Source organism: Tatumella sp. UBA2305 (assembly GCF_002345795.1).
GTDB lineage: Bacteria > Pseudomonadota > Gammaproteobacteria > Enterobacterales > Enterobacteriaceae > Tatumella > Tatumella morbirosei.
This window is the reverse complement of sequence record NZ_DDVT01000023.1, coordinates 23,732-48,974: the sequence shown is the minus strand read 5'-3', so window position 1 is coordinate 48,974 and position 25,243 is coordinate 23,732. Positions and strand designations below refer to the sequence as shown.

At 50.1% G+C, this 25,243-nt stretch carries 20 protein-coding genes; 13 read left to right on the top strand and 7 right to left on the bottom strand.

Annotated features, from left to right (window positions below; translation table 11 throughout):
* Positions 1-9: 9 nt before the first annotated feature.
* Positions 10-549, bottom strand: a complete 540-nt coding sequence (thpR, locus tag B3Z23_RS15950; protein ID WP_294912145.1) for an RNA 2',3'-cyclic phosphodiesterase — start codon at positions 547-549, stop codon at positions 10-12.
* Between the two features lie 135 nt (positions 550-684).
* Between thpR and hrpB the strand changes: the two genes are divergently transcribed.
* Together hrpB and mrcB are read left to right on the top strand one after the other, a co-directional pair.
* On the top strand, positions 685-3,132 hold the full coding sequence (gene hrpB / locus B3Z23_RS15945) for an ATP-dependent helicase HrpB (protein WP_294912144.1): 2,448 nt from the start codon (positions 685-687) through the stop codon (positions 3,130-3,132).
* A 95-nt stretch (positions 3,133-3,227) separates the two neighbouring features.
* Positions 3,228-5,726, top strand: coding sequence for a bifunctional glycosyl transferase/transpeptidase (gene mrcB / locus B3Z23_RS15940; protein ID WP_294912143.1), 2,499 nt, complete (start codon positions 3,228-3,230; stop codon positions 5,724-5,726).
* A 70-nt stretch (positions 5,727-5,796) separates the two neighbouring features.
* Here mrcB and hemL read toward each other — a convergent pair whose 3' ends face one another.
* A complete protein-coding gene (gene hemL / locus B3Z23_RS15935) occupies positions 5,797-7,077 on the bottom strand; it encodes a glutamate-1-semialdehyde 2,1-aminomutase (protein WP_294912142.1) in 1,281 nt (426 codons plus the stop codon).
* 156 nt (positions 7,078-7,233) lie between these two features.
* Here hemL and clcA point away from each other — a divergent pair, with 156 nt between their 5' ends.
* Together clcA and erpA are read left to right on the top strand one after the other, a co-directional pair.
* Positions 7,234-8,646 (top strand): H(+)/Cl(-) exchange transporter ClcA, encoded by a 1,413-nt coding sequence (gene clcA, locus B3Z23_RS15930; protein WP_294912141.1) that lies wholly within the window; start codon positions 7,234-7,236, stop codon positions 8,644-8,646.
* A 72-nt stretch (positions 8,647-8,718) separates the two neighbouring features.
* Positions 8,719-9,066, top strand: coding sequence for an iron-sulfur cluster insertion protein ErpA (gene erpA, locus B3Z23_RS15925; RefSeq protein ID WP_294912140.1), 348 nt, complete (start codon positions 8,719-8,721; stop codon positions 9,064-9,066).
* A 320-nt stretch (positions 9,067-9,386) separates the two neighbouring features.
* Here the strand turns inward: erpA and mtnN are convergent, their stop codons facing one another.
* On the bottom strand, positions 9,387-10,088 hold the full coding sequence (gene mtnN, locus B3Z23_RS15920) for a 5'-methylthioadenosine/S-adenosylhomocysteine nucleosidase (RefSeq protein WP_294912139.1): 702 nt from the start codon (positions 10,086-10,088) through the stop codon (positions 9,387-9,389).
* A 96-nt stretch (positions 10,089-10,184) separates the two neighbouring features.
* Here mtnN and dgt point away from each other — a divergent pair, with 96 nt between their 5' ends.
* The gene (gene dgt, locus B3Z23_RS15915) at positions 10,185-11,672 is read left to right on the top strand and encodes a dGTPase (RefSeq protein WP_294912138.1); all 1,488 of its coding nucleotides are present in this window, start codon (positions 10,185-10,187) and stop codon (positions 11,670-11,672) included.
* A gap of 131 nt (positions 11,673-11,803) precedes the next feature.
* The gene (gene degP, locus B3Z23_RS15910) at positions 11,804-13,234 is read left to right on the top strand and encodes a serine endoprotease DegP (protein ID WP_294912137.1); all 1,431 of its coding nucleotides are present in this window, start codon (positions 11,804-11,806) and stop codon (positions 13,232-13,234) included.
* Positions 13,235-13,316: 82 nt separating this feature from the next.
* Here the strand turns inward: degP and B3Z23_RS15905 are convergent, their stop codons facing one another.
* From B3Z23_RS15905 to map, 4 genes are all read right to left on the bottom strand, one after another.
* Positions 13,317-13,700, bottom strand: coding sequence for a DUF3461 family protein (locus B3Z23_RS15905; protein WP_294912136.1), 384 nt, complete (start codon positions 13,698-13,700; stop codon positions 13,317-13,319).
* 203 nt (positions 13,701-13,903) lie between these two features.
* Positions 13,904-14,728, bottom strand: coding sequence for a 2,3,4,5-tetrahydropyridine-2,6-dicarboxylate N-succinyltransferase (gene dapD, locus B3Z23_RS15900; protein WP_038022964.1), 825 nt, complete (start codon positions 14,726-14,728; stop codon positions 13,904-13,906).
* A gap of 108 nt (positions 14,729-14,836) precedes the next feature.
* Positions 14,837-17,491: a bifunctional uridylyltransferase/uridylyl-removing protein GlnD gene (gene glnD / locus B3Z23_RS15895; protein WP_294912135.1), complete on the bottom strand. Its 2,655-nt coding sequence runs from the start codon at positions 17,489-17,491 to the stop codon at positions 14,837-14,839.
* Positions 17,492-17,552: 61 nt separating this feature from the next.
* A complete protein-coding gene (map, locus tag B3Z23_RS15890; protein WP_294912134.1) occupies positions 17,553-18,347 on the bottom strand; it encodes a type I methionyl aminopeptidase in 795 nt (264 codons plus the stop codon).
* Between the two features lie 396 nt (positions 18,348-18,743).
* Here map and rpsB point away from each other — a divergent pair, with 396 nt between their 5' ends.
* The 7 genes from rpsB to cdsA all read left to right on the top strand — a co-directional run bounded on the left by rpsB (position 18,744) and on the right by cdsA (position 25,238).
* The gene (rpsB, locus tag B3Z23_RS15885) at positions 18,744-19,469 is read left to right on the top strand and encodes a 30S ribosomal protein S2 (protein ID WP_038023420.1); all 726 of its coding nucleotides are present in this window, start codon (positions 18,744-18,746) and stop codon (positions 19,467-19,469) included.
* A gap of 194 nt (positions 19,470-19,663) precedes the next feature.
* Positions 19,664-20,515 carry a translation elongation factor Ts gene (tsf, locus tag B3Z23_RS15880; RefSeq protein WP_294912133.1) on the top strand — a complete coding sequence of 284 codons (852 nt, stop codon included), beginning with the start codon at positions 19,664-19,666 and terminating at the stop codon, positions 20,513-20,515.
* Between the two features lie 163 nt (positions 20,516-20,678).
* Entirely contained in the window at positions 20,679-21,404 is a 726-nt protein-coding gene (gene pyrH, locus B3Z23_RS15875; RefSeq protein ID WP_038022955.1) for a UMP kinase, read from the top strand.
* A gap of 149 nt (positions 21,405-21,553) precedes the next feature.
* A complete protein-coding gene (gene frr / locus B3Z23_RS15870; RefSeq protein WP_046791789.1) occupies positions 21,554-22,111 on the top strand; it encodes a ribosome recycling factor in 558 nt (185 codons plus the stop codon).
* A gap of 132 nt (positions 22,112-22,243) precedes the next feature.
* On the top strand, positions 22,244-23,437 hold the full coding sequence (ispC, locus tag B3Z23_RS15865; RefSeq protein ID WP_294912130.1) for a 1-deoxy-D-xylulose-5-phosphate reductoisomerase: 1,194 nt from the start codon (positions 22,244-22,246) through the stop codon (positions 23,435-23,437).
* Positions 23,438-23,609: 172 nt separating this feature from the next.
* Complete coding sequence (gene ispU / locus B3Z23_RS15860) at positions 23,610-24,362, top strand: (2E,6E)-farnesyl-diphosphate-specific ditrans,polycis-undecaprenyl-diphosphate synthase (protein ID WP_294912128.1); 753 nt, start codon at positions 23,610-23,612, stop codon at positions 24,360-24,362.
* Positions 24,363-24,380: 18 nt separating this feature from the next.
* Positions 24,381-25,238: a phosphatidate cytidylyltransferase gene (gene cdsA / locus B3Z23_RS15855; protein ID WP_294912126.1), complete on the top strand. Its 858-nt coding sequence runs from the start codon at positions 24,381-24,383 to the stop codon at positions 25,236-25,238.
* The last annotated feature ends 5 nt before the right edge of the window (positions 25,239-25,243 follow it).

Below are 25,243 nucleotides of genomic sequence, written 5' to 3'. Positions count from 1 at the left end.
AAAATCTCTTCACGGTTGTAGGGGGGGCTGCAGCGGGAATGTGGCTACGCAACGGTGGGTATTTCTTCTGCCGGATAAACCGCTACTCATTAATGAAAACCGGGTGACCGGGAACTGCCAGCGGAACCCCGCAGGAGGAACCGGTATCCGGTTAAATGCATGATGCAGAATTCTGACGTGCGGATGATAATTTCCGTCCGGTTGTGAACAGCCCAGGCGTGCAGCCTGGGAACGTAACAGCGCGCCCAGCTTTAACACTCCGGAGGGGGCTGGCCGGCATCCCAGCCACACGGAACCGGACTTCGGCCAGTGGCCGGCATCATTTAGTGTCAGCAGAAACTCTGGTTGCTGAATTCTGGATGCCTGTTGTAGTAGGCGCTGACAGGTACTGTCGCTGATTTCTCCAAGCCAGGCCAGAGTCATCATCATTGCCGCGGCGGGTACAGGCCGGCCGGAATCGGCCGGAAAATTTTCAGATCTCCAGTGCACCAAGGATTTTTGCAACTCTTTGGGAAGTTGAATGGCAAAAAAGTAGTGTTGCCCTGGCATTTCAGTCTCCTGATAGTCATCTTCGCCTGTCACTCCTGGCGCGGGGGGATGATATATGCAGCGCTCAGGAGTGAGGAACCCGCGGTAGGGTGTTATTATGGCCATTATATTAACACAGCTTGCAGGGAGTTTTATTTGCTGCCATTACCTGTCAGTGACGTGCTGGATGAACTGTCCGCTGCACTGAGAAATGCCGCCCGGGTATTATTGATAGCCCCACCCGGCGCCGGAAAGTCGACCTGGTTGCCCTTGCAACTGCTTGCGCAGATGCCGTCCCGTGGGCGGATTTTGTTGCTGGAACCGCGCCGTCTGGCGGCACGCAATGTCGCCACACGGCTGGCAGAAACATTGAATGAGCCGGTAGGTAAGACCGTGGGATACCGGATGCGTGGCGAAAGCCGTAGCGGGCCGGAAACCCGACTGGAAGTGGTTACCGAAGGCCTTCTCACCCGCATGCTGCAACAAGACCCGGAGCTGACCGGCGTTAGTCTGGTGATTCTGGATGAATTTCATGAACGCAGTTTACAGGCAGATATTGCGCTGGCGTTGTTACTGGATGTTCAGCAGAGTCTGCGTGATGACCTGAAAGTATTGCTCATGTCTGCGACCCTGGATTACCAGCGATTATCGGCATTATTGCCACAGGCACCGGTCATTATCTCAGAAGGCCGCAGTTACCCGGTCGAACGTCGCTATATTTCCCTGTCTGCCCGATTGCCATTTCCGGATGCTGTCGCGCGGGAAGCGGCACAACTTTTAAAGGAACATCCGGGGTCTATGCTGATATTTTTACCCGGGGAGCGTGAAATTCAGGCGGTTAAACAACAACTGACCGTACGACTCAGTAGTGATACTGATGTTTTTCCTTTATATGGTGCAATGAGCCTGAGTGACCAGCAGCAGGCTATCAGTCCGTCTTTACCTGGCAGACGTAAAGTCGTCCTTGCGACCAATATTGCCGAAACCAGCCTGACGATTGACGGGATTCGCCTGGTCGTTGACAGCGGTCTGGAACGGGCAGTGCGCTATGACAATAAGAGCGGGTTGAGTTTGTTACAAAACCAACGTATCAGTCAGGCATCCATGGTTCAACGGGCAGGACGTGCCGGTCGTCTGGAGCCAGGAATCTGCTGGCATTTACTGAGTCAGGAACAGGCAGACCGCGCAGCCGCGGTGAGTGAGGCGGAGATCCTGAATAGCGATTTAAGTGCGCTGATGCTTGATGTGCTTTATTGGGGGTGTCGTGAACTGTCGCAACTGCAATGGCTGGACCTGCCGCCAGCCAGCCGTCAGGCTTCGGCATTGCGTCAGCTGCAGCAACTTGGTGCTGTGGACCAGCGCAACCAACTGACCTCTCTCGGAAGAAAAATGGCAACTGCGGGTACCGAGCCGAGGCTGGCCGCTATTCTCTGTGCCGCCCATCAGTCTGCTTCAGCCATGGCGACCGCGTGTTTGCTGGTGGCTATTCTCGAAGACCCGCCACGCAACAGCAGCAGTGATCTGTTATCTCTATTTTTACACCCGCAGGCTCAGTGGGTAACACGCGCACGGTCCTTACAACAACGCTCAGGTATTGAGGGTGGGCGGGTTGACGATGCGTTGCTGCCGGAGTTGCTAATGGCCGGGTTTAGCGACCAGTTGGCACGTCAACGTGAGCAGAGCGGACGATATCTGATGGCAAAAGGCACCGGGGCATCGGTAGCCGCCGGGGATCCTCTGGCCCGTTATGAATGGTTACTGGTGCTGAGACTTTCGTTTGGCCCGCAGCAGACCGAAGCCCGGATTCGGCTGGCAATGCCGGTGGATATAGCTGAGCTTACACGGCAGTGCCCTGATCTGATTGAAGAACGGGATGATGTTGAATGGGATGAAGAGAAAGGTATCCTGCGGGTGCGGCGGCAGCAGGCTATTGGTGCGCTGATCCTGACATCACGGCCGGGGAGCCGCCCGGAAGCCCCGGTGCTGCATCAGGCGATGTTACGCTGGATCAGAAGCAAGGGCCTGTCCGTGTTGCCCTGGACTCCGCCGGCTTTACAGCTCAGGGCCAGGCTAAGCTGCGCCGGTCAATGGCTGGCGGAGGAGAACTGGCCGTCTGTGACCGATCAGGCATTGCTGGAAACTCTTGAACAGTGGTTACTGCCGGAAATGGTGGCGGTAACTGATGCCCGAACTTTTAACTCTATTAATATTTCGGCAGCTTTATTACATTTAATCACATGGTCACAACGCCAGCGACTGGATAGTGAGCTTCCAACTCATTACACTGTGCCAACGGGCAGTCGTATACTGATCCGTTATGACACCGAACAGCCACCGGTTCTTGCAGTACGTATGCAGGAGATGTTTGGTGAAGCTCATACGCCAGTGATCGCAGGGGGAAGAATCCCTCTGCTGCTGGAATTATTATCACCGGCAATGCGTCCGTTACAAGTCACCCGGGATTTAGCCGGGTTCTGGCAGGGGGCTTATCGCGAAGTGCAAAAGGAAATGAAAGGCCGTTATCCAAAGCACCCATGGCCGGATTCACCCGCCACTGCACTTCCTACCCGCCGGAGTAAAAAGTTTTCCCCGGGACAATTGTGAAGTGCCCTCGCTTTCAGAGGGTTCCGGCATGTAATTACGCCGAAACGGGATTAAAGTAACGCGCATGCTGAGGCTATGCCTGGAGAATAAAATTCATGTCTGGGAACGATCGCGAACCGATCGGGCGGAAAGGGAAAACGCCTCGTCAAACGGAAAAAGCCCGCAAACCTGCGAAGCGTAATAAAAATAGTCATTACGATGATCAGGATATCAACGAGTACGCTGAGGAGCAGTCATTGCCACGTAAAGGAAAAAAGAAACCCCCGGTAAAGAAACGCCGCTGGCTTGGGCTGTTTATCAAACTGTTTCTGGTAGCGGCTGTAGTGGTGGCCGCCTGGGGCGTCTATCTCGACTCTGAAATCCGTCACCGGGTGGATGGTAAAGTCTGGCAACTTCCGGCGGCAGTTTATGGCCGGGTAGTGAGCCTGGAACCAGGAATGCCTTTCGACCGCAAAGGGATGGTGGATCTGCTGGAAGGTACTCAGTATCGCCTGGTGACCAAAATCACCCGGCCAGGTGAATTTACGGTTAAAGGTAATACCATCGATTTGCTACGCCGGCCGTTTGATTTCCCGGACGGAAAAGAAGGTCAGATTCATGCTCAGATGACGTTCAGTCATGGAGAGTTATCCGAGATTAAAAATCAGGATACCGGACGTGATTTTGGCTATTTCCGGCTCGATCCCCGGTTGATCACCATGTTGCAGTCACCGAATGGTGAACAGCGGTTATTTGTCCCGCGTTCCGGTTTTCCGAATTCGCTGGTCGATACGCTGGTAGCGACCGAGGACCGCCATTTTTATGAGCATGACGGGATCAGCTTGTATTCCATCGGCCGTGCGTTTGTCGCCAACATTACTGCCGGCAGAGCGGTACAAGGGGGCAGTACCCTGACACAACAGTTGGTGAAAAACCTGTTCCTGACTAACAAACGTACCTTGTGGCGCAAGATCCGTGAAGCTTACATGGCAATCATCATGGATGCGCATTACAGCAAGGATCGCATTCTGGAACTGTATCTGAATGAGGTGTATTTAGGGCAGGCTGGCAATGATCAGATTCGTGGATTCCCGCTGGCCAGTTTGTATTACTTTGGCCGGCCGGTAGATGAACTGAGTGTTGACCAGCAGGCGTTACTGGTAGGGATGGTGAAAGGTGCCTCACTGTATAACCCATGGCGTAACCCGAAATTAGCCCTTGAACGGCGTAATGTGGTCCTGCGCTTGCTGCAACAGCAAAAATATATCGATGAAGATATGTACAACATGCTGTCTGCCCGACCTTTGGGTGTGCAGCCAAAAGGCGGGGTGATCTCTCCTCAGCCAGCCTTTATGCAGATGGTCCGTAATGAGTTGCAGGATAAACTGGGGGATAAAGTTCAGGACCTGTCAGGTGTGAAAATATTCACGACACTGGACCCCATATCTCAGGATGCCGCCGAAAAAGCGGTGACTGAGGGTATTCCGCAGCTGAAAAAACAACACGGCTTAAAAGATCTAGAAACAGCGATGGTGGTGGTGGACCGCTTCAGCGGGGAGGTCCGTGCGATGGTCGGTGGTGCTGAACCTCAGTTTGCCGGATACAACCGCGCAATGCAGGCGCGCCGCTCCATCGGTTCTCTGGCTAAGCCGGCAACCTATCTGACGGCGCTGGCTCAGCCCCAGACTTACCGGCTGAATAGCTGGATTGCCGACCAGCCACTATCGCTGAAACAGCCGAATGGTCAGATCTGGAGCCCGGAGAATGATGATCATAAATTCAGCGGCAAGGTACTGCTGGTGGATGCATTAACTCATTCGATGAACGTTCCGACAGTCAATCTCGGGATGTCACTGGGGCTGCAGAATGTGGTGGATACATGGACTAAATTAGGTGTCGGTAAAGATCAGCTGACTGCCGTACCTGCAATGCTGCTCGGGGCGCTGAACCTGACACCGGTGCAGGTCGCTCAGGCATTCCAGACCATTGCCAGCGGTGGTAACCGCGCGACACTGTCGGCAGTCCGCTCTGTTATTTCCGAAGATGGTAAAGTACTGTACCAGAGCTACCCTCAGGCACAGCAGGTTGAACCCCCGGAAGCGGCTTATCTGACACTGTATGCAATGCAACAGGTTGTTAACCGGGGAACTGCGCATGCATTAGGTGCTCAGTATCCGACCATGCATCTGGCTGGTAAAACCGGAACCACTAATAATCTGGTGGACAGCTGGTTTACAGGGATTGACGGTAAGGAAGTTACCGTGACCTGGGTTGGGCGTGATAATAACCAAACGACAAAACTGTGGGGGTCGAGCGGGGCATTACAACTGTACCGTCGTTATCTGGCTAACCAGCCACCGACGCCGTTGGATCTGACGCCTCCGGAAGATGTGACTACCATGAACATCGATTCGGCCGGTAACTTTGTTTGTGGGTCTGGTAGTGCGACCTGGCGTTCTCTGCCCGTCTGGGCGGCTGACCCGACAACACTCTGCCAACAGCAACAGCAGCAGCAACAACAGCAGCTGCAGCAACAACAGCAACAGCAGCAGGTGCAGCAGGACAGTGATGGTAAGGGCGTTGCCGGATGGATTAAGGATATGTTCGGTCAGTAAGTGAAGTCCCTGGATAAGCAACCATAAAAAAGGCGCCACGGCGCCTTTTTTATGCAGAAGTCCAGTGAAATTATAGGCGGGCAAAACTGCGACGGGCAGCATCGACGGTTTTCTGAATATCTTCCGGACTGTGGGCCAGTGACATAAAACCCGCCTCAAATGCCGAAGGCGCGAAGTAAATCCCTTCTTCGAGCATCAGGTGGAAGAATTTTTTGAAACGTTCCACATCACACTGGCAGACATCCTGATAGCAGGTCACGGTTTCGGCATCGGTAAAGAAAATACCAAACATACCGCCGACATGATTGACCACCAGTGGGATATTTTCTTGCTGTGCCGCATTCAATAAGCCTTCCGCCAGGCTGTTGGTCAGTTCTGTCAGCGTGGCGTGAGTGCCAGGTTGTGCGACCTGGCTCAGACAGGCAAAGCCGGCAGCCATCGCCAACGGGTTACCGGACAGTGTCCCGGCCTGGTAGACCGGGCCGGTGGGGGCTAACGCTTCCATAATTTCACGGCGACCGCCGAAAGCACCTACCGGCATACCGCCACCGATAATTTTTCCAAGACAGGTCAGGTCTGGCTGCACATCATAGTATTCCTGGGCTCCACCGAGAGCGACACGGAACCCGGTCATGACTTCGTCGATAATCAGCAGGGCGCCATTTTCATCACAAATTTGGCGCAAACCCTGCAGGAAACCTTCAGCCGGAGGAATGCAGTTCATGTTGCCGGCGACCGGCTCAACAATAATACAGGCAATCTCTTGTGGGTGTTGACGGAAAGCTTCACGAACGGATTGCAGATCATTGTAGGTACAGGTCAGCGTATGACGGGCAAAATCGGCCGGAACCCCCGGAGAGTTTGGCTGGCCCAGGGTTAACGCACCGGAACCTGCCTTTACCAGCAGACAGTCGGCGTGTCCGTGGTAGCAGCCTTCGAATTTAATAATTTTATCGCGACCGGTGAATCCGCGGGCCAGTCGGATAGCACTCATGGTGGCTTCGGTGCCTGAATTTACCATACGCACCATGTCCATGGACGGAACCAGTTCACACACCAGTTCTGCCATTTTGACTTCCATCTCAGTTGGCGCGCCAAAACTCAGGCCACGGGCGGCAGCTTCAATAACGGCATTACGGATTCCCGGGTTATTATGTCCCAGAACCATCGGTCCCCATGAGCCGACATAATCGACATAGGCTTTTCCGTCAGCATCGTATAAGTAAGCCCCTTCAGCACGTTCGATAAACAGGGGAGCACCGCCCACGCCGGTAAATGCGCGTACCGGAGAGTTAACGCCCCCGGGGATTAGACGTTGCGCCGCACTGTAGAGATTTTCAGACTTGCTCATCGCTTCGGTTCCTGTTGATAACTGAATATGGCACTAGTGTACGAGAACTTCGGGACAGTACGAAAGCCCCGGTTATTGGTTTGCTACATTTAAGCGCTAAAAATTAGCTGCTTCACAGGTATACTGTGTTGATGGTCCTTTATCTTCTGTCTTGTTATGCAAAATATTCCTGCTTCAACCGATGAGTTACCGGTCGTTCCGCTGCGGCGCAGTGATTATTTACGTTTATTAATTCGCAAAGATAAAACTCCGCTGGCAGTTCTGCTGTTGGCAGGGTTAGTAGGCATTCTGGTCGGGCTGGTCGGGGTTGCTTTTGATAAAGCCGTCAACGCAGTTTTGCACTACCGCCTGCACCATTTTGCCGGAAGTTTTAGTCTGGTTTCACTGGTCTGTGGAATCGTAGTTTCTGCGCTGCTGGCAGTGGCAGGTTACTGGCTGGTCAGACAATTCGCCCCCGAAGCAGCAGGTTCAGGTATTCCGGAAATTGAAGGCGCACTGGAAGAATTACGCCCGGTGCGCTGGTGGCGGGTGATCCCGGTAAAATTTTTCGGGGGTATTGGTACACTTGGAGCCGGTTTAGTCCTGGGACGTGAGGGGCCGACAGTCCAGCTCGGGGGGAATATCGGGCGGATGGTGTTGGATATCTTCCGTATGAAAGGGGCAGAAGTCCGGCATACGTTGCTGGCGACAGGGGCAGCATCAGGATTGTCAGCGGCCTTTAATGCGCCGCTGGCCGGGATACTGTTTATCATTGAAGAGATGCGGTTGCAGTTCCATTACAGCCTGATATCAGTCAAAGCGGTATTTATCGGCGTCATCATGTCCTGCATTGTTTTTCGTATTTTTAACGGAGAAAGTGCTGTGCTGGATGTCGGTAAGCTGACCAATGCACCTCTGAACACTCTGTGGTTATACCTGGTGGCTGGCATGGTGTTTGGGATTGTCGGGGTGATTTTCAACAAGCTTATTTTCAAAGTTCAGGATCGTTTTCAGCAACTGCATGGCGGGCGGATGAAAACTATTCTGTTAACCGGCGCCATCATTGGCGGGACTTGCGGAGCCCTGACGCTATTATTCCCGCAACTCACCGGCGGGGGCTCGTTGCTGATCCCACTCGCTGCCAAAGGTGAATATGGGTTTGCCATGTTGCTGGCGCTGTTCATTTTACGAATGATGATGACATTATTGTGTTTTTGTTCTGGTGCTCCCGGCGGTATTTTCGCACCGATGTTGTCGTTAGGCACTTTGCTGGGTACCGCTCTGGGAGTGGTCGCCGCATCAATGTTTCCAGAGTATCACCTGCAGGCAGGAACCTTTGCCATTGCCGGCATGGGGGCACTGTTCGCTGCGTCTGTCCGCGCACCACTGACCGGAATCGTACTGGTTCTGGAGATGACGGATAATTATCAGCTTATTTTACCGATGATTATTACCTGCCTTGGGGCGACATTACTGGCGCAGTTTTTGGGCGGCACTCCGCTATATTCAACATTGCTGGCAAGAACTCTGGCAAAGCAAGCGTCATCTGTGCCCGGGGAAGCGGCACAGAGTGTGCAGCAGAGCGCTTGATCGCAGCCCATGGCTGACGGATAATGTAGCTATTGAGGTCCTTCAGGGCCCTGGAGTTTACCGGAGTAATTTATGAGCGATGATATTGCAGCACTGCCGTTACAGTTCACTGAAGCTGCGGCCAACAAAGTAAAATACCTGATCGCTGACGAAGATAACCCTGAGCTGAAATTGCGGGTCTATATCACCGGTGGTGGATGCAGCGGTTTCCAGTATGGTTTTACTTTTGACGATAAGGTAAATGAGGGTGATATGACCATCGAAAAACAGGGTGTATCACTGGTGGTTGACCCGATGAGCCTGCAATATCTGGTCGGAGGTTCAGTGGATTATACCGAAGGGCTGGAAGGATCACGTTTTATTGTGACTAACCCTAACGCTAAAACCACCTGTGGTTGTGGCTCTTCCTTCAGCATCTGATTTTTCTCTGCCCCCTCCGCCCGGAGGGGGAAGATTCTTCCTCACTCTCTTCTGTTTTTTTTCCTATGATCCGCTATTGGTAAACTGGCTGCCAGTCGTCTCAGATGACTGATGGTTCAATGTGCTGACAAGCTGAAGATCTGACCGTTGCGTTGTCAGGCTGATTCAGGTATTCGTTTTTTTTTGTAAAGTTAGCGGAGCGCCCCGGTTTATGACACTGATCAGCGGATTTTCTGAAACATTTCAGGGCAACGGGCAGAGTATTTCATGCAGTAAAAAACAGTCTCCGGGCGGAGACTGTTGGAAAAACTGATGTAAAATCAGTGGGTGGCAGCTAGCCTCACCAGCAGATCCTCGACCATCAGTGAAGATTGTTTCGCCGCAATGTCGAGGAACTCTTCAAAGCTTAAGTGAGATTCCTGATCGGCTACATCGGAGATAGCGCGAACTACAACGAAAGGCACATTAAAACGGTGGCAGACGTGCCCTATCGCAGTAGCTTCCATTTCAACCGCAATGGCGGCAGGGAAGGTTTCGCGAATGCGTGCCAGTGGAGCCGCACCATTGATAAATGCATCACCACTTACTATCAGACCACGCACCGCATGCAGATTTAAAGCCTGAATGCTTTGTTCGGCCGCACTAATCAGTTTCTCGTCAGAGACAAAACTTTCCGGGCAACCGGCCATCTGGCCAGGTGCGTAACCAAATGCGGTCACGTCGGCATCGTGGTAGCGTACTTCTTCAGAAACCACGATATCACCCACTTTCAGTGATGATGCCAGTCCACCGGCAGAACCGGTATTGATCACGATATCCGGCTGGCAGATATGCAGTAATAACGTGGTGCCCAGCGCGGCAGAGGTTTTACCGATCCCGGATTTCAGCAACGCCACTTCAGTACCGTTCAGGGTTCCGGTATAAATTTCGCAACCGGCGATAGACAGGGTTTTCAGTCCTTCAATCTTGTCACGCAACAGAGTGATTTCCTGCTCCATTGCACCAATTATTCCTGCTTTCATAGCGTATCTCACCAATGTTGTAGAATTAATTCTCAGGCATGGCATAGTCTACCATGAGAGGGCAGGTATTTATTATTGAATCGTAGCGGAGCTGAAATGGAGATTAACTTTAAGCGCAGAATCAGCGTCAGCCGTCCTTACCCGTCAGGCAAGCCGCCTCAGGGCGAAGAGCAGATCACCCGCTATTTCGAAAGTGACCGCGGCAGAATTATCCATTCTGCGGCTATTCGTCGTCTTCAGCAAAAGACGCAGGTGTTCCCGCTGGAACGAAATGCTGCGGTACGCTCGCGTCTGACTCATTCTATGGAAGTCCAACAAACGGGACGCTATATCACCAGAGAAATACTGCAACGTCTTAAAAAGCAGCCCGGTGGCTTAGAGGCTTTCGGATTAGAAGAGTTTGAACGTGGCTTTGAGAGCCTGGTCGAAATGTCTTGCCTGCTGCATGATGTCGGTAATCCTCCGTTTGGTCATTTTGGTGAAGCTGCCATTAATGACTGGTTCCGTGAGCATCTGCCGGAAATTCTGCCACTTGCCCCGGCTGGCGCGTCAGAAGGTTCCGATAATCTTATTGAATTACAAGATATTATATGTCAGGACCTGTCACATTTTGAGGGTAATGCACAGGCAATCCGGCTGGTACATACAATTTTGCAGCTGAATCTGAGCTACTCTCAGGTAGCGTGTATTCTTAAGTACACGGCTCCGGCCTGGTGGCGAGGAGCAAAACCACAGGACTTTTCGGTACTGATGAAAAAGCCCGGTTTCTATTTATCTGAAGAGAATTATGTCGCTGATTTACGAGCCGCCACCGGAATGCAGGAATTTCATCGGTTTCCACTGACTTACATCATGGAAGCTGCCGATGATATTTCTTATTGTATCGCCGATTTAGATGATGCTGTCGAGAAAGCGATTTTTGATGTCGATAAACTGTATCGCTTTTTATGCGATTCCTGGGGTGATATACAGCCCAATGATATTTTCCAACGCACTGTCACTGATGCCTGGCAGGAAGCCAGCTCAGGGAAACGTCGCAGCCAGAGTGACCAGTTCTTTATGTCGCTACGGGTCAATGTCCAGCGTGCGCTGGTGTCGTTTGCCGTCCGTCGATTTCTGGATAATTTGCCGGCAATTTTTCGTGGCGATTTCAACCACGCATTGCTGGAAGATGGTGGTGACGAGGAACGATTACTGGCTGTTTTTAAACAGGTTGCCCGAAAACATGTCTTTAACCACACGGAGGTGGAACAACTGGAACTGCAGGGATACCGGGTTATTCGGGGGCTGTTGGATGCTTATAAATCCATGATGTTACTGAGTGCTGACGATTTTACCCGTCTAATGGATACCGACGAATTAGCCGGACATCCAATCGAAACCCGCCTGTTTCACCGGTTATCTGATAAACATCGTAAAGCTTACCAGAATCATGTCAGGCAGTTGAATCCTGCCAGCGATGCGGAGTGGCAGCTTCGCGAGCGCTATTACCGTTTGCGACTGGTGCAGGATTATATCAGCGGGATGACAGATTTATATGCATGGGATGAATATCGCCGTCTGATGGCGGTTGATTTTGTCTGACTTTTGTAAAGTACGGGAATAATTTTTTACTTTTAACAAAAGCTTTGATGTGAACTAACGGGTAAATAATAACTCTCATCAATTGACCACAGCAATGGGTCCAAATAGCAAATACTACAGAGAGCCAGAAAATGAAAAAAACCACTTTAGCATTAAGTGCACTCGCATTAAGCCTGGGAATGGCATTTGCGCCTTTGACTGCTTCTGCGGCGGAAACTGCATCTTCATCAAGTCAGCAATTACCGAGTCTGGCTCCTATGTTGCAAAAAGTCATGCCTTCAGTTGTCAGTATCAGTGTTGAAGGAACAGCACCGGTGAAAGCAGCTCAGGGTGGCCAGCAATTCCAACAGTTCTTTGGTGATATGTCACCTTTCTGTCAGGACGGCTCGCCGTTCCAGTCCTCCCCAATTTGCCAGGCCCCTAGCGGGGGTAATGGCGGAGCTCCTCAGCAGGAAAAATTTCGTGCTTTAGGTTCAGGTGTTGTGATTAATGCCGAAAAAGGCTATGTGGTGACTAACAACCATGTGGTCGAAAATGCCTCAACCATCCAGGTACAGCTCAGTGACGGTCGTCGTTTTGATGCGAAAGTCATTGGTAAAGATCCTCAGTCGGATATCGCATTGATTCAGTTAAAAGATGCTAAAAATCTGACCGCGATTAAAATAGCTGACTCTGATAATTTGCAGGTTGGTGATTACACCGTGGCCATTGGTAACCCATACGGATTAGGCGAAACGGTGACCTCCGGGATTGTTTCAGCCCTGGGGCGCAGTGGACTGAACGTTGAAAACTATGAAAACTTCATTCAGACAGATGCGGCGATTAACCGTGGTAACTCCGGTGGAGCGTTGGTTAACCTGAATGGTGAACTGATTGGGATCAACACCGCGATTCTGGCACCGGACGGTGGCAATATTGGTATCGGATTTGCCATCCCAAGTAATATGGTAAAAAACCTGACTGCCCAGATGATTGAATACGGTCAGGTGAAACGTGGTGAACTGGGTATTATGGGAACGGAGCTGAACTCGGAGCTTGCTCAGGCCATGAAAGTTGACGCACAACGTGGTGCTTTTGTCAGCCAGGTGCTACCAAACAGTTCAGCCGAAAAAGCCGGTATTAAAGCCGGAGATGTCATTGTTTCAATGAATAACAAACAGCTGAACAGCTTCGCTCAGTTGCGTGCTGATGTCGGGTCTCTGCCGGTGGGCACTAAACTTGAGCTGGGATTACTGCGTGATGGTAAACCACTCACGGTAAATGTAGAGCTGCAACAGAGTACTCAGACAAAAGTACAGTCGGCGACTATTTATACCGGAATTGAGGGAGCGGAACTCAGTAACTTTGATGCCGACGGCCATAAAGGAGTTAAAGTTAACAGTGTAAAACCAGGTAGCCGCGCTGCAGCCATTGGCCTGAAAAAAGATGACGTTATACTGGGAGTTAACCAGCAGGCAGTCACTAACCTTGGAGAGCTGCGTAAAGTTCTGGACAGCAAACCTTCAGTACTGGCATTGAACATCAAACGTGGTAACAGTAATTTATATCTGCTGGCTGAATAATCTCTGACACCAGCCGTAAAAAAAGCCGGTCAATATTGACCGGCTTTTTGATTGTTGTAACGGGCCGCATAGTGCCAGAAGGTCAGCGGGTAAGCTTTTCGAGATCAGCTTCAATTTCAGAGATCTTATTCGATACCACCAGTTCCAGATGACGAAGATCATCAAGGATCTTAATTTTCAGATCGACTTCAACTTGTTCCTGCTGGCAAAGCTGATCCAGTTCATCTATCACATAACGAAGATTTGGGCTGATTTCCTGAACTTCTTTAAAGCCTTGTCCGGATTGATCTGACACGACAGTTTTACGCTGGCGTGGATATTTAAACTTCACGCTTTTAGCAAAAAACTCGCCTTTATCCTTACGGAAATAAATTTTCAGAATATCGTTATTGGCTTCCTGGCGCAGGCTGTAACGGTCAACTTCTTCAGGATGGGTAATACCTAAGCTTTTTAAGTTATCGTACATGGAAAATTACCTTTTCAGAGAACAACATTCAGAATGAACCGTGATGCCAGTTCAGGGGCAGTGCTCACGGACCGTAAAGTCATTACATCAGGCTGCAGGCTCGAAGGGCCGGTTAAGAAATCTCACTGCCTGCGGTCAGGATTTCGTGACCACAGGCAGTAGTTTCAGAGATACCTCCACCTTATAGCAGAAGGCACACTGAATTAATCGATAGAACGCAGCAGTTCGTTAATTCCAACTTTACCGCGGGTTTTTGCGTCCACTTTTTTCACGATCACTGCACAATACAGGCTGTAACTGCCATCTTTAGACGGCAGATTGCCGGAAACTACGACGGAGCCGGCAGGCACACGACCGTAGTGGACTTCACCGGTTTCTCTGTCATAAATTTTAGTGCTCTGACCAATGTATACACCCATTGAAATAACAGAACCTTCTTCAACAATGACGCCTTCAACGATTTCTGAACGGGCACCAATAAAGCAGTTATCTTCAATAATAGTGGGGTTTGCCTGTAACGGCTCAAGTACACCACCGATACCTACACCACCGGACAGGTGAACGTTTTTACCAATCTGTGCACAGGAACCAACGGTAGCCCAGGTATCCACCATAGTACCTTCATCCACATAAGCACCGATATTGACATAAGAGGGCATCAGAACGGTGTTGCGGGCAATAAATGCACCCTGACGAACGGCAGCGGGTGGTACCACGCGGAAACCTTCTTTTTTGAAGCGGGCTTCGTCGTAACCGGCAAATTTCATCGGTACTTTATCGTAGAAACGAGTTTCTGAACCCTCCATGACCTGGTTGTCATGGATACGGAAGGATAACAATACCGCTTTTTTTAGCCATTGATGAGTGACCCATTCACCGTCAATCTTTTCAGCAACACGCACCTCACCGCTATCAATTAATTGTACCACCTGAGTAATAGCATCGCGGGTTTGTGCATCTACATTGTCCGGGGTGATATCGGCACGGCGTTCGAATGCGGCTTCAATAATTGTTTGTAACTCTTGCATTGTCTGTTTCCTGCATCAATGGTTTGGTAAAAAATCTGACAGCCAGGGAGTTGTATCCCCCCAAAGTAAATATGTATTCCAGAGCAAATGTCGCTGGTCAGAGGGTAATTATCCTTTATCGTTTGGATTCAGTGCCTCTGTCAACCGTTGTCGTAAACTATCACGCATTTTATCGTCTAATGCTCGCCTTTCACTGTTTGCCAGAATGAATAAGTCTTCTACGCGTTCTCCGATGGTACTGATCCTGGCACCATGCAATGAAATTCCTGCTTCAGCAAACACCGCACCTACCTGGGCTAACAATCCCGGGTTATCCAGTGCCACTAATTCCAGATATGTCCGGTGATTAGTATGGGCGGGTAGATAACGAATTTCGGTATCCACATTAAAATGACGCAGACGAGCTGACAAACGGCGCGGTCTTGGCGGAACCCATTCCGGCTGGGATAACGCCTGGGTCAGCCCGTGAATAATCGCCTCATGGCGGTCTGCTGCCAGTGGCTTGCCGTCGGGTTCCAGTACAATAAAGGTATCCATCGCCATCCCGTCACGATTGGTGAAAATCTGTGCGTCGTGGACACTCAGATTGCGACGGTCCAGTTCTCCGGCAACAGTGGCGAATAAGTAAGGGCGGTCCGGGCTCCAGATGAAAATCTCTGTTCCTCCCCGGGAAGCCTGAGGACTTATCAATACCAGTGGTTTTGAAAGCGAGTGCGCCAGCAGATTACGGGCATGCCAGGCCAGCTGACTGGCGCTGTGGCGCAGGAAGTAATCCGCTCTGCAACGATTCCAGATTTTATGCAACCGGGTTTCATCAATATTATCCATCCGCAGTAGCGCCAGGGCCTGCAGCCGGTTGTGGCGAACCCGGTCACGAAGGTCAGGATTACTATCCATTCCACGTCGCAGCTGTTTTTCGGTGGCAAAATAGAGCTCACGCAACAAACTCTGCTTCCAGCTGTTCCATAAGCTTTCATTGGTCGCGCAGATATCGGCTACGGTTAAACAGATCAGTAGGCGCAACTGTTTCTCGTTTTGCATGACTTCGGCAAATTGCTGAATAACGCTCTGGTCCTGGATATCCCGGCGTTGAGCAGTCACCGACATCAGTAAATGGTGTCTGACCAGCCAGGCTATCAGTTGGGCATCACGGGAGGGAAGGGCATGCAACCGGGCAAATTCCATAACATCTTCAGCTCCCAGAGTGGAGTGATCCCCCCCACGGCCTTTTGCGATATCGTGGAACAGTGCTGCAATCAACAGAATTTCCGGGTGGATGAGTCGTTGCCAGATTTCGACGCATAACGGGTGCTTTTCCCGTGATTTCTCGTGACCAAAGCTTTCCAGCTTCTGTAATACCCGAATAGTATGTTCGTCGACGGTATAGGCGTGAAACAGATCGAACTGCATTTGCCCGACAATTTTGTTCCATTGAGGCAGATAAGCAGGCAAAACGCTGTGATGATGCATTGGCACCAGAGCCCGGCTGACAGCGCCCGGATGGCGCAAAATATCCATAAACAGTCTCCGGGCCTCGGGGATTTCACATAGCGGATAGTCCAGGGTTCTCAGGGCATAGCGCAGTTGTCGTAGTGTTGAGGAATAAATACCGGTAATGTGTTTATTCCGGACAATCATATTGAACATGCGGATAATGGATTCCGGCTGACGGATAAACAGCATGTTATCCCGCAGGTCAATCAGCGATCCACGTAACTGAAATTCTTCATCCAGAGGCTGTGGCTTATCCGTAGCGGGTAATGCCAGAATGGCCTCATCAAATAGCTGCAGCAGCATTTCGTTCAGTTCTCTGATGTCCCGGGTAACGCGATAAAAATCTTTCATCATCCGTTCGACCGGTTCATTGCCTTCACCCTGATAATTCAGGCGTTGTGCTACCGCCAGTTGTCTATCGAATGATAACCGGTTGTCGTATCGGGTCAGGGTAAGGTGCAGAGCAAAGCGAATTCGCCACAGGAAGTCCTGACACTGATTAAGTTCGTCCCGTTCGTCCCGGGTCAGGAAACCAAAATCAACCATTTCATCCAGTGAGGTGGCACCAAAATGACGGCGGGCGACCCACAGCAGCATATGAATGTCCCGCAACCCCCCCGGACTACTCTTAATATCTGGCTCCAGGTTATAACTGGTTCCGTGGTATCGATGATGGCGTTCTTTCTGTTCCTCGATTTTTGCGGCATAAAATTCAGAAGAGGGCCAAAAACCTTCACTGAAAATATTTTTCTGCAATTCCAGAAACAGCGAAACGTCACCGGTAAGCATGCGGGATTCGATTAGATTTGTGGCAACGGTGAGGTCTGATAACCCTTCCAGCAGGCATTCTTCGAGGGTTCTGACACTGTGACCTACCTCCAGCTTGAGGTCCCAAAGCAGAGTCAGCAATTCGCTGGCCCTGTGGGCACTCTGCTCATCAAGCCGTTGACGGCTGAGAATCAATACATCGATATCAGAAAGCGGGTGCAGTTCTTTTCGGCCATATCCACCAACAGCGACCAGAGCGAGCTCTTTAATTCCATCGAATTTGAAAAAGCGCCAGAGTCGGCATAGCAGATGGTCAATAAACTGGGTTCTGGCATCGATAAGCTGATGAACGGACTGACCTGCATCGAAAGCTTCTCCCAGCCGGGCCTGAAAATCATCCAGCAGAGATCTCAGCATTTCACGGTTCAGGGTTTCGTCGGGCCAGTGAAGCGGAGCGTTAATGCTTTTTTTATCAATTGTTTCCGGAAGGCGGCTACTCATCGTCGCTACTCATTGGATAAAAAAGCCGGCAAAAGCCGGCTTCAGAAATTATTTGTCAGATTTAACCCTGGTTAACCAGAATGGCCGGAAGTGTTTCTTCCTTACGCAGGGTTAAAATCTCACAGCCATTGTCTGTCACCACAATAGTATGTTCGTATTGTGCCGACAAGCTTCGATCTTTGGTTTTCACCGTCCAGCCGTCTTTCATACTGCGAATCCGGTAATCTCCTGCGTTGACCATCGGCTCTATGGTAAATGTCATGCCCGGTTGCAGCACCACACCACCATCATCTGCATCGTAATGCAGAACCTGAGGCTCTTCATGGAAGCCGCGGCCGATACCATGCCCACAGTACTCACGGACGACAGAAAAGTCCTGAGCTTCGACAAATTTTTGAATCTCACGGCCCAGGGTACGTAAACGGATACCCGGTTTTACCATTTTCAGCGCAAGATAGAGACTTTCCTGTGTCACGCGGCACAGACGTTCTCCCAGGATGGTAGGCGTGCCGGCGATAAACATTTTTGAGGTATCACCATGGAAGCCATCTTTAATTACGGTAACATCAATGTTCACAATATCGCCATCTTTGAGCAGGCGATCGTCGCTGGGGATGCCATGGCACACCACTTCGTTGATCGAAATACAGACTGATTTCGGGTAACCGTGATAGCCGAGGCAGGCTGAAACCGCATGCTGATGTTGGGTGATGTAGTTATCACAGATACGGTCCAGTTCACCGGTAGAGATGCCAGGTTTTACATGCTCTGCAATCATTTCCAGCACTTCAGCCGCCAGGCGGCCGGCAACACGCATTTTTTCGATATCTTCGGGAGTCTTTATTGAAATAGCCATGAAATCAGTCCGGGTATGACCAGCCAGAGGCTGGCAAAAATATAATAATGATACCGGATATGTTAACAGCCAGCTAAACGGCTGCCAATGTTAATCAATCCATGAGGTGTGAACAGATACGCAGGAATTTTAACCCGCAACGGGCAACAAATATTGCCGTGAGTGGGGGATTTGTGGTATAAAACGCGCCGACGAATCTGTGGGTCAGCTTTCGCTGTTCCGGGTCCGTTTAATTCTCGTTATGTGAAAAGGCAGGGCGTTCCTTTGTGATAAGCGACAGGAAATGCAGACTGACCAATACACACATGTATCGACACATACTCCGGGGTGCCTTCACAGGTCGGTAGTATGGGATACATGGAGGCTCAACCCCAACATATATTTTTAGAGGTAATCATGGCTACTGTTTCCATGCGCGATATGCTTAAGGCCGGTGTTCACTTTGGTCACCAGACCCGTTACTGGAACCCGAAAATGAAACCTTTCATCTTCGGTGCTCGTAACAAAGTTCACATCATTAACCTTGAGCAGACTGTACCAATGTTCAACGATGCATTGGCTGAACTGAGCAAAATTTCTTCCCGTAAAGGTAAAATTCTGTTTGTTGGTACTAAGCGTGCAGCAAGCGAAGCGGTTAAAGAAGCTGCTCTGAGCTGCGATCAGTACTTCGTTAACCACCGTTGGTTAGGTGGTATGCTGACTAACTGGAAAACCGTTCGTCAGTCAATCAAGCGTCTGAAAGATTTGGAAGCACAGTCTCAGGACGGTACTTTCGAAAAACTGACCAAGAAAGAAGCTCTGATGCGTGGTCGTGAACTGGCTAAGCTGGAAAACAGCCTTGGCGGTATCAAAGACATGGGCGGTCTGCCGGATGCCCTGTTCGTTATCGATGCTGATCACGAACACATCGCTATCAAAGAAGCAAATAACCTGGGTATCCCGGTATTTGCGATTGTTGATACTAACTCTGATCCGGATGGCGTCGATTACGTTATCCCTGGTAACGACGATGCGATCCGTGCTGTCACTCTGTATCTGACTGCTGTGGCAACTACCGTTCGTGAAGGTCGTTCTCAGGACCTGGCTGAACAGGCTGAAGAAGCATCTTTAGAAAACGTCTAATAAGGTTTGCTCTGTAAAGAGCCCTTAACGTCAGATGTGATCTGCAAGGGGCCGAAACCGGCCCCTTTCATTATTTAAAATTCGTTTAGCGTGAATACGTTCCGCTGGGCGAAGTAAATCTCCTGCGAAATGATGCTGTTTGTTGTTATCTCCGGGTAAAGCAAACAGACCACAGTTAACCGAGGACATTAAGAATGGCTGACATTACCGCTGCTCTGGTAAAAGAACTGCGCGAGCGCACTGGCGCTGGCATGATGGAATGTAAAAAAGCGCTGGTTGAAGCTAACGGCGATATCGAACTGGCTATCGACAACATGCGTAAGTCTGGCCAGGCAAAAGCTGCGAAGAAATCTGGTCGCGTTGCTGCTGAAGGTGTGATCCTGACTAACGTTGAAGGTAACACTGGTGTAATTATCGAACTGAACTGCGAAACTGACTTCGTTGCTAAAGATGTAGGTTTCCTGGCATTTGGTAAAGAAGTTCTGGCCGCGGCAGTGGCTGAGAAAATCACTGATATTGAAGCTCTGAAAGCTAAATTTGAAGAACAGCGTACTGCGCTGGTCTCTAAAATTGGTGAAAACATCAATATCCGTCGTGTTGCTCAGCTGGAAGGCGACGTTGTAGGTTCTTACCTGCACGGTGCACGTATCGGTGTTCTGGTGGCTGCAACAGGTGCTGACGAAGAACTGGTTAAACACGTTGCAATGCACATTGCAGCCAGCAAACCTGAATACGTTAAACCAGATGACGTTCCTGCTGATGTGGTTGCCCGTGAGCACCAGATCCAGCTGGATATCGCTATGCAGTCTGGTAAGCCACGCGAAATCGCAGAAAAAATGGTTTCAGGCCGTATGAACAAATTTACCGGTGAAGTTTCTCTGACCGGTCAGCCGTTCGTTATGGATCCTTCTAAAACTGTTGGTCAGTTGCTGAAAGAGAAAGGTGCTGACGTAGTTAACTTTATCCGCTTCGAAGTGGGTGAAGGTATCGAGAAAGTTGAGTCTGATTTTGCTGCTGAAGTTGCAGCAATGTCCAAACAGTCTTAATGCTCTGAAAGAACCGCCAGAAGGGCGGTTCTTTTTTGTCTGTTGATAGTGAGTTCACAGACAATTTCCGTTTCATCCCGTGAATCTTTTAAGAAAATTCAGGCCGGATGAAAGAACAGATTTACCTCTTCTTTATTCACTCATGTTCCAGGAATTAATGATCATGGCGACCAACGCAAAACCGGTATATCAACGTATCCTTCTGAAACTGAGCGGCGAAGCCCTGCAGGGTGCTGAAGGTTTCGGTATTGATGCCAGCATCCTTGACCGTATGGCTCAGGAAATTAAAGAGCTGGTTGAATTGGGCATCCAGGTTGGGGTCGTGATTGGCGGCGGTAACCTGTTCCGCGGCGCCGGTCTTGCTAAAGCCGGAATGAACCGTGTGGTCGGTGACCATATGGGAATGCTGGCCACCGTAATGAATGGTCTGGCAATGCGTGATGCGCTACATCGCGCTTATGTTAATGCCCGTCTGATGTCCGCAATTCCTCTGAATGGTGTGTGTGATAACTACAGCTGGGCAGAAGCGATTAGCCAGCTGAGAAATAACCGGGTTGTTATTTTTGCTGCCGGAACCGGTAACCCGTTTTTTACTACGGATTCAGCGGCCTGTCTGCGTGGTATCGAAATTGAAGCCGATGTAGTATTAAAAGCGACCAAGGTTGATGGTGTTTATTCTGCCGACCCAATGACGACGCCGGATGCTGAATTATATGAAAAATTGAGCTATCAGGATGTGCTGGAACGCGAGCTGAAGGTCATGGACCTGGCAGCCTTTACCCTGGCCCGCGATCATAACCTGCCAATTCGGGTATTCAATATGAATAAACCAGGGGCATTGCGTCGGGTTGTTATGGGTGAAAAAGAAGGTACCCTGATCGCGCAGTAATCCTGTCAGCATAAATTAAAATAAGGTATATTCTGAACGACACTGGTTATCAGTCATTGGTGCTGTTCAGATTCACTGATGATGACGGACCCCATTTTGCCTGTCACTAAGGCAAAAACATCAGACCAAACGAATCCAAGGGTTTTAATGTGATTAACGATATTAAAAAAGATGCTGAAGTACGCATGGAAAAATGCGTAGAAGCGTTTAAAAATACGATTTCTAAAGTGCGCACCGGGCGTGCATCTCCTTCTCTGCTGGATGGCATTGTAGTTGAGTATTACGGTGCCCCAACGCCTCTGCGTCAGCTGGCTAGCGTGACTGTAGAAGACTCCCGGACACTGAAGATCAATGTGTTTGATCGTTCATTAAGCCCTGCCATTGAGAAAGCAATTATGGCTTCTGATCTCGGCCTGAATCCAAGTTCAGCCGGATCGGACATCCGTGTTCCACTGCCAGCGTTGACTGAAGAGCGTCGTAAAGATTTGATCAAAGTAGTGCGTGGTGAAGCAGAGCAGGGGCGTGTTTCCGTACGAAACGTTCGTCGCGACAGCAACGATAAAATCAAAGCCCTGCTGAAAGATAAAGAAATCAGCGAAGATGATGAACGTCGTGCTCAGGATGAAATCCAGAAAATGACCGATGTCAGCATCAAAAAAGTGGATGCTGCTCTGGCAGAAAAAGAAGCGGAGTTAATGGAGTTTTAATCTCGCTTTGCCAGACTGACTAACGCCGCGTAGAAAGACATCACTATGGCTTTCTTTCGCGGCGTTTTACATTGTTGGCTACCCCGACAGAATGTCTGGTTGTTTATTCTTTGATTATAAATGGAAATATTCATGAAACATTTGACTCTGCTGGGTTCCACCGGGTCTATAGGGACCAGTACTTTGTCGGTTGTACGTGAAAACCCTGACAAATACCAGGTGACGGCACTGGTGGCGGGTAAAAATGCCGGGCTAATGACAGAACAGTGCAGCGAATTCCGGCCGCGCTATGCTGCAATGGCAGATGAGCTGGCGGCTAAGGAATTGCGTGAACGACTGAAAGCATTGAAGATTGACACTGAAGTGCTCTCCGGCGTTCAGGCGATCAGTGAATTAGCGGCCTTACCTGAAGTTTCCCTCGTCATGGCGGCGATTGTCGGGGCATCGGGTTTGTTGCCAACACTGGCAGCAATACGCGCGGGCAAACGGGTTCTGCTGGCTAACAAAGAGTCACTCGTTACATGCGGGCGGCTGTTTATGGATGCCGTCCGTCAGTCGGGAGCCTGCCTGATGCCGGTCGACAGCGAACATAATGCTATTTTTCAGAGTTTGCCTGCGGATATACAGCAACAGTTGGGGTATGCTCAACTGCGTGATAGTGGCGTTGATTCCGTTATTCTGACGGGGTCCGGAGGACCTTTCCGTGAAGTCCCGCTGGCTGAATTACCCCGGATGACACCGGCACAGGCTTGTGCCCATCCGAACTGGACGATGGGTAAAAAGATTTCAGTAGATTCCGCCACTATGATGAATAAAGGTCTTGAATACATAGAAGCTCGCTGGCTGTTTAATGCTGCTGATGCGCAAATGGAAGTGGTGATTCATCCTCAGTCGGTGATTCACTCTATGGTCCGCTATTGTGACGGCAGTGTCATTGCACAGTTAGGTTTACCTGATATGCGCACTCCGATTGCTCATTCAATGGCATGGCCGGACAGGATTCAGGCTGGCGTTAAGCCACTGGATTTCACTTGTCTGAGCGGATTAACCTTTATGGCGCCTGACTATCATCGTTACCCTTGTCTGAAGCTGGCAATTGATGCCTGTGCTTCAGGACAGGCCGCGACAACGGTGCTGAATGCGGCAAATGAAGTGGTAGTCGAAGCATTTCTCAACCAGCAAATTCGTTTCACTGACATTGCAGCTGTCAATCAACAGATACTGGATACCGCTGTATTAGAGGAACCAGAGACCGTGGAAGCGGTGATGGAGATTGATAAGCAGACGCGGATTCGAACAAAGAACTGGCTGGCAAAGCTGTCATAACAGCTTTGTGTCGCCGCCATTTGTTCGATTCGGGCGAAAATGGTATAGTCCCAGGCTCATATTTCAGATGTGCGTGGGGGGCTTTTGCCTTGCCTCAACGGTGAAAAGTTTTTGCGGCCAGAAAGTATTCAGAGGTATCTGACTCTCTGATGAAAGGAATTTAATACGCATTATGTCGTCCCTATACCAAGAACATATCCCTGACACTCACAGGGCTCTACCGAGGCATGTTGCTATCATTATGGATGGTAACGGACGCTGGGCGAAAAAACAGGGAAAGTTACGTATATCAGGACACCGGGCTGGAGCAAAAGCCGTCAGACGTGCGGTCAGATTCGCTGTCGCAAAAGAGATGGAAGCACTGACGCTATATGCTTTTAGCAGCGAAAACTGGAACCGTCCTGAACCGGAAGTTTCAGCACTTATGGAGCTTTTTCTCTGGGCGCTCGACAGCGAAGTAAAAAGTTTACATAAACACAATGTCCGCCTGAAAGTCATTGGCGATGTTAAGCGTTTCAGTCCCCGGATTCAGGAACGTATCCGGCTGGCAGAATCTCTGACAGCCGAAAACAGTGGTCTGACTCTGAATATTGCCGCAAATTATGGCGGTCGTTGGGATATTGTTGATGGTGTACGGAAGCTGGCACATTTGGTGAAACAGGGTGATTTAGCCCCTGAGGATATCTCTGAACAACTACTGGGTGATGAGCTTTGTCTGTGCAAACTCTCGCCAGTAGATTTAGTAATAAGGACAGGGGGAGAGCATCGGATTAGTAATTTTCTGTTGTGGCAGGTAGCTTATGCAGAATTTTATTTTAGTGATGTTCTCTGGCCCGATTTTGATGAACATGTTTTTCAGGGTGCACTGGATGCCTTCTCTATACGGGAACGCCGGTTTGGCGGTGCAGCACCGGATGGCGTATAAATGGAGCGGGGGTAACCTTTGTTAAAGTCACGTTTGATTACCGCGATGATACTTATTCCGTTGGTAATCATTGCATTATTCTGGTTACCACCTATCGGCTTCAATATTATTGTTCTGATCATATGCATGCTGGCAGCATGGGAATGGGGCCAGTTTGCCGGAATGGTCAACACTCAGCAACGCATCTGGCTGGCTGTCTTATTTGGCCTGCTGCTGGCTTTAATGATGCTGCCGTTACCTCCTTACCAGCATGATATCCACCAACCCCCGGTATCACTCTCTTTGTATGTTTCACTCAGCTGGTGGTGTGTCGCACTCATTCTGGTGTTATTTTACCCAAAATCTGCGGTGCTCTGGCGTCAGTCGCGTTTCCTGCGTCTGGTCTTCGGTGCACTTACGCTGGTACCGTTTTTCTGGGGGATGATTGCACTACGCCAGTATCACTACGAAGTTGATCATTTTGCCGGCGCCTGGTGGTTGCTGTTTGTCATGTTACTGGTATGGGGCGCCGATTCCGGAGCTTACATGTTTGGTAAGCTATTCGGCAGGCATAAACTGGCTCCCAGAGTTTCACCGGGTAAAACCCTGGAAGGATTTCTGGGCGGACTGGTGACCTCCGCGGTGATCGCCTGGGTGTTTTCATTGTTGGCTCCTTTATCGGTCAATACTGAGACTCTGATTATTTGCGCTATTTTCGCTACCCTGGCTTCGGTACTGGGCGACCTGACCGAGAGTATGTTCAAACGGGAAGCTGGCATTAAAGACAGCGGAAATCTGATTCCGGGACATGGCGGTATTCTTGACCGTATCGACAGCCTGACAGCTGCGGTGCCGGTTTTTGCCTGTCTGCTATTGCTGGTGTTCCATATCGTTTAAGGAAG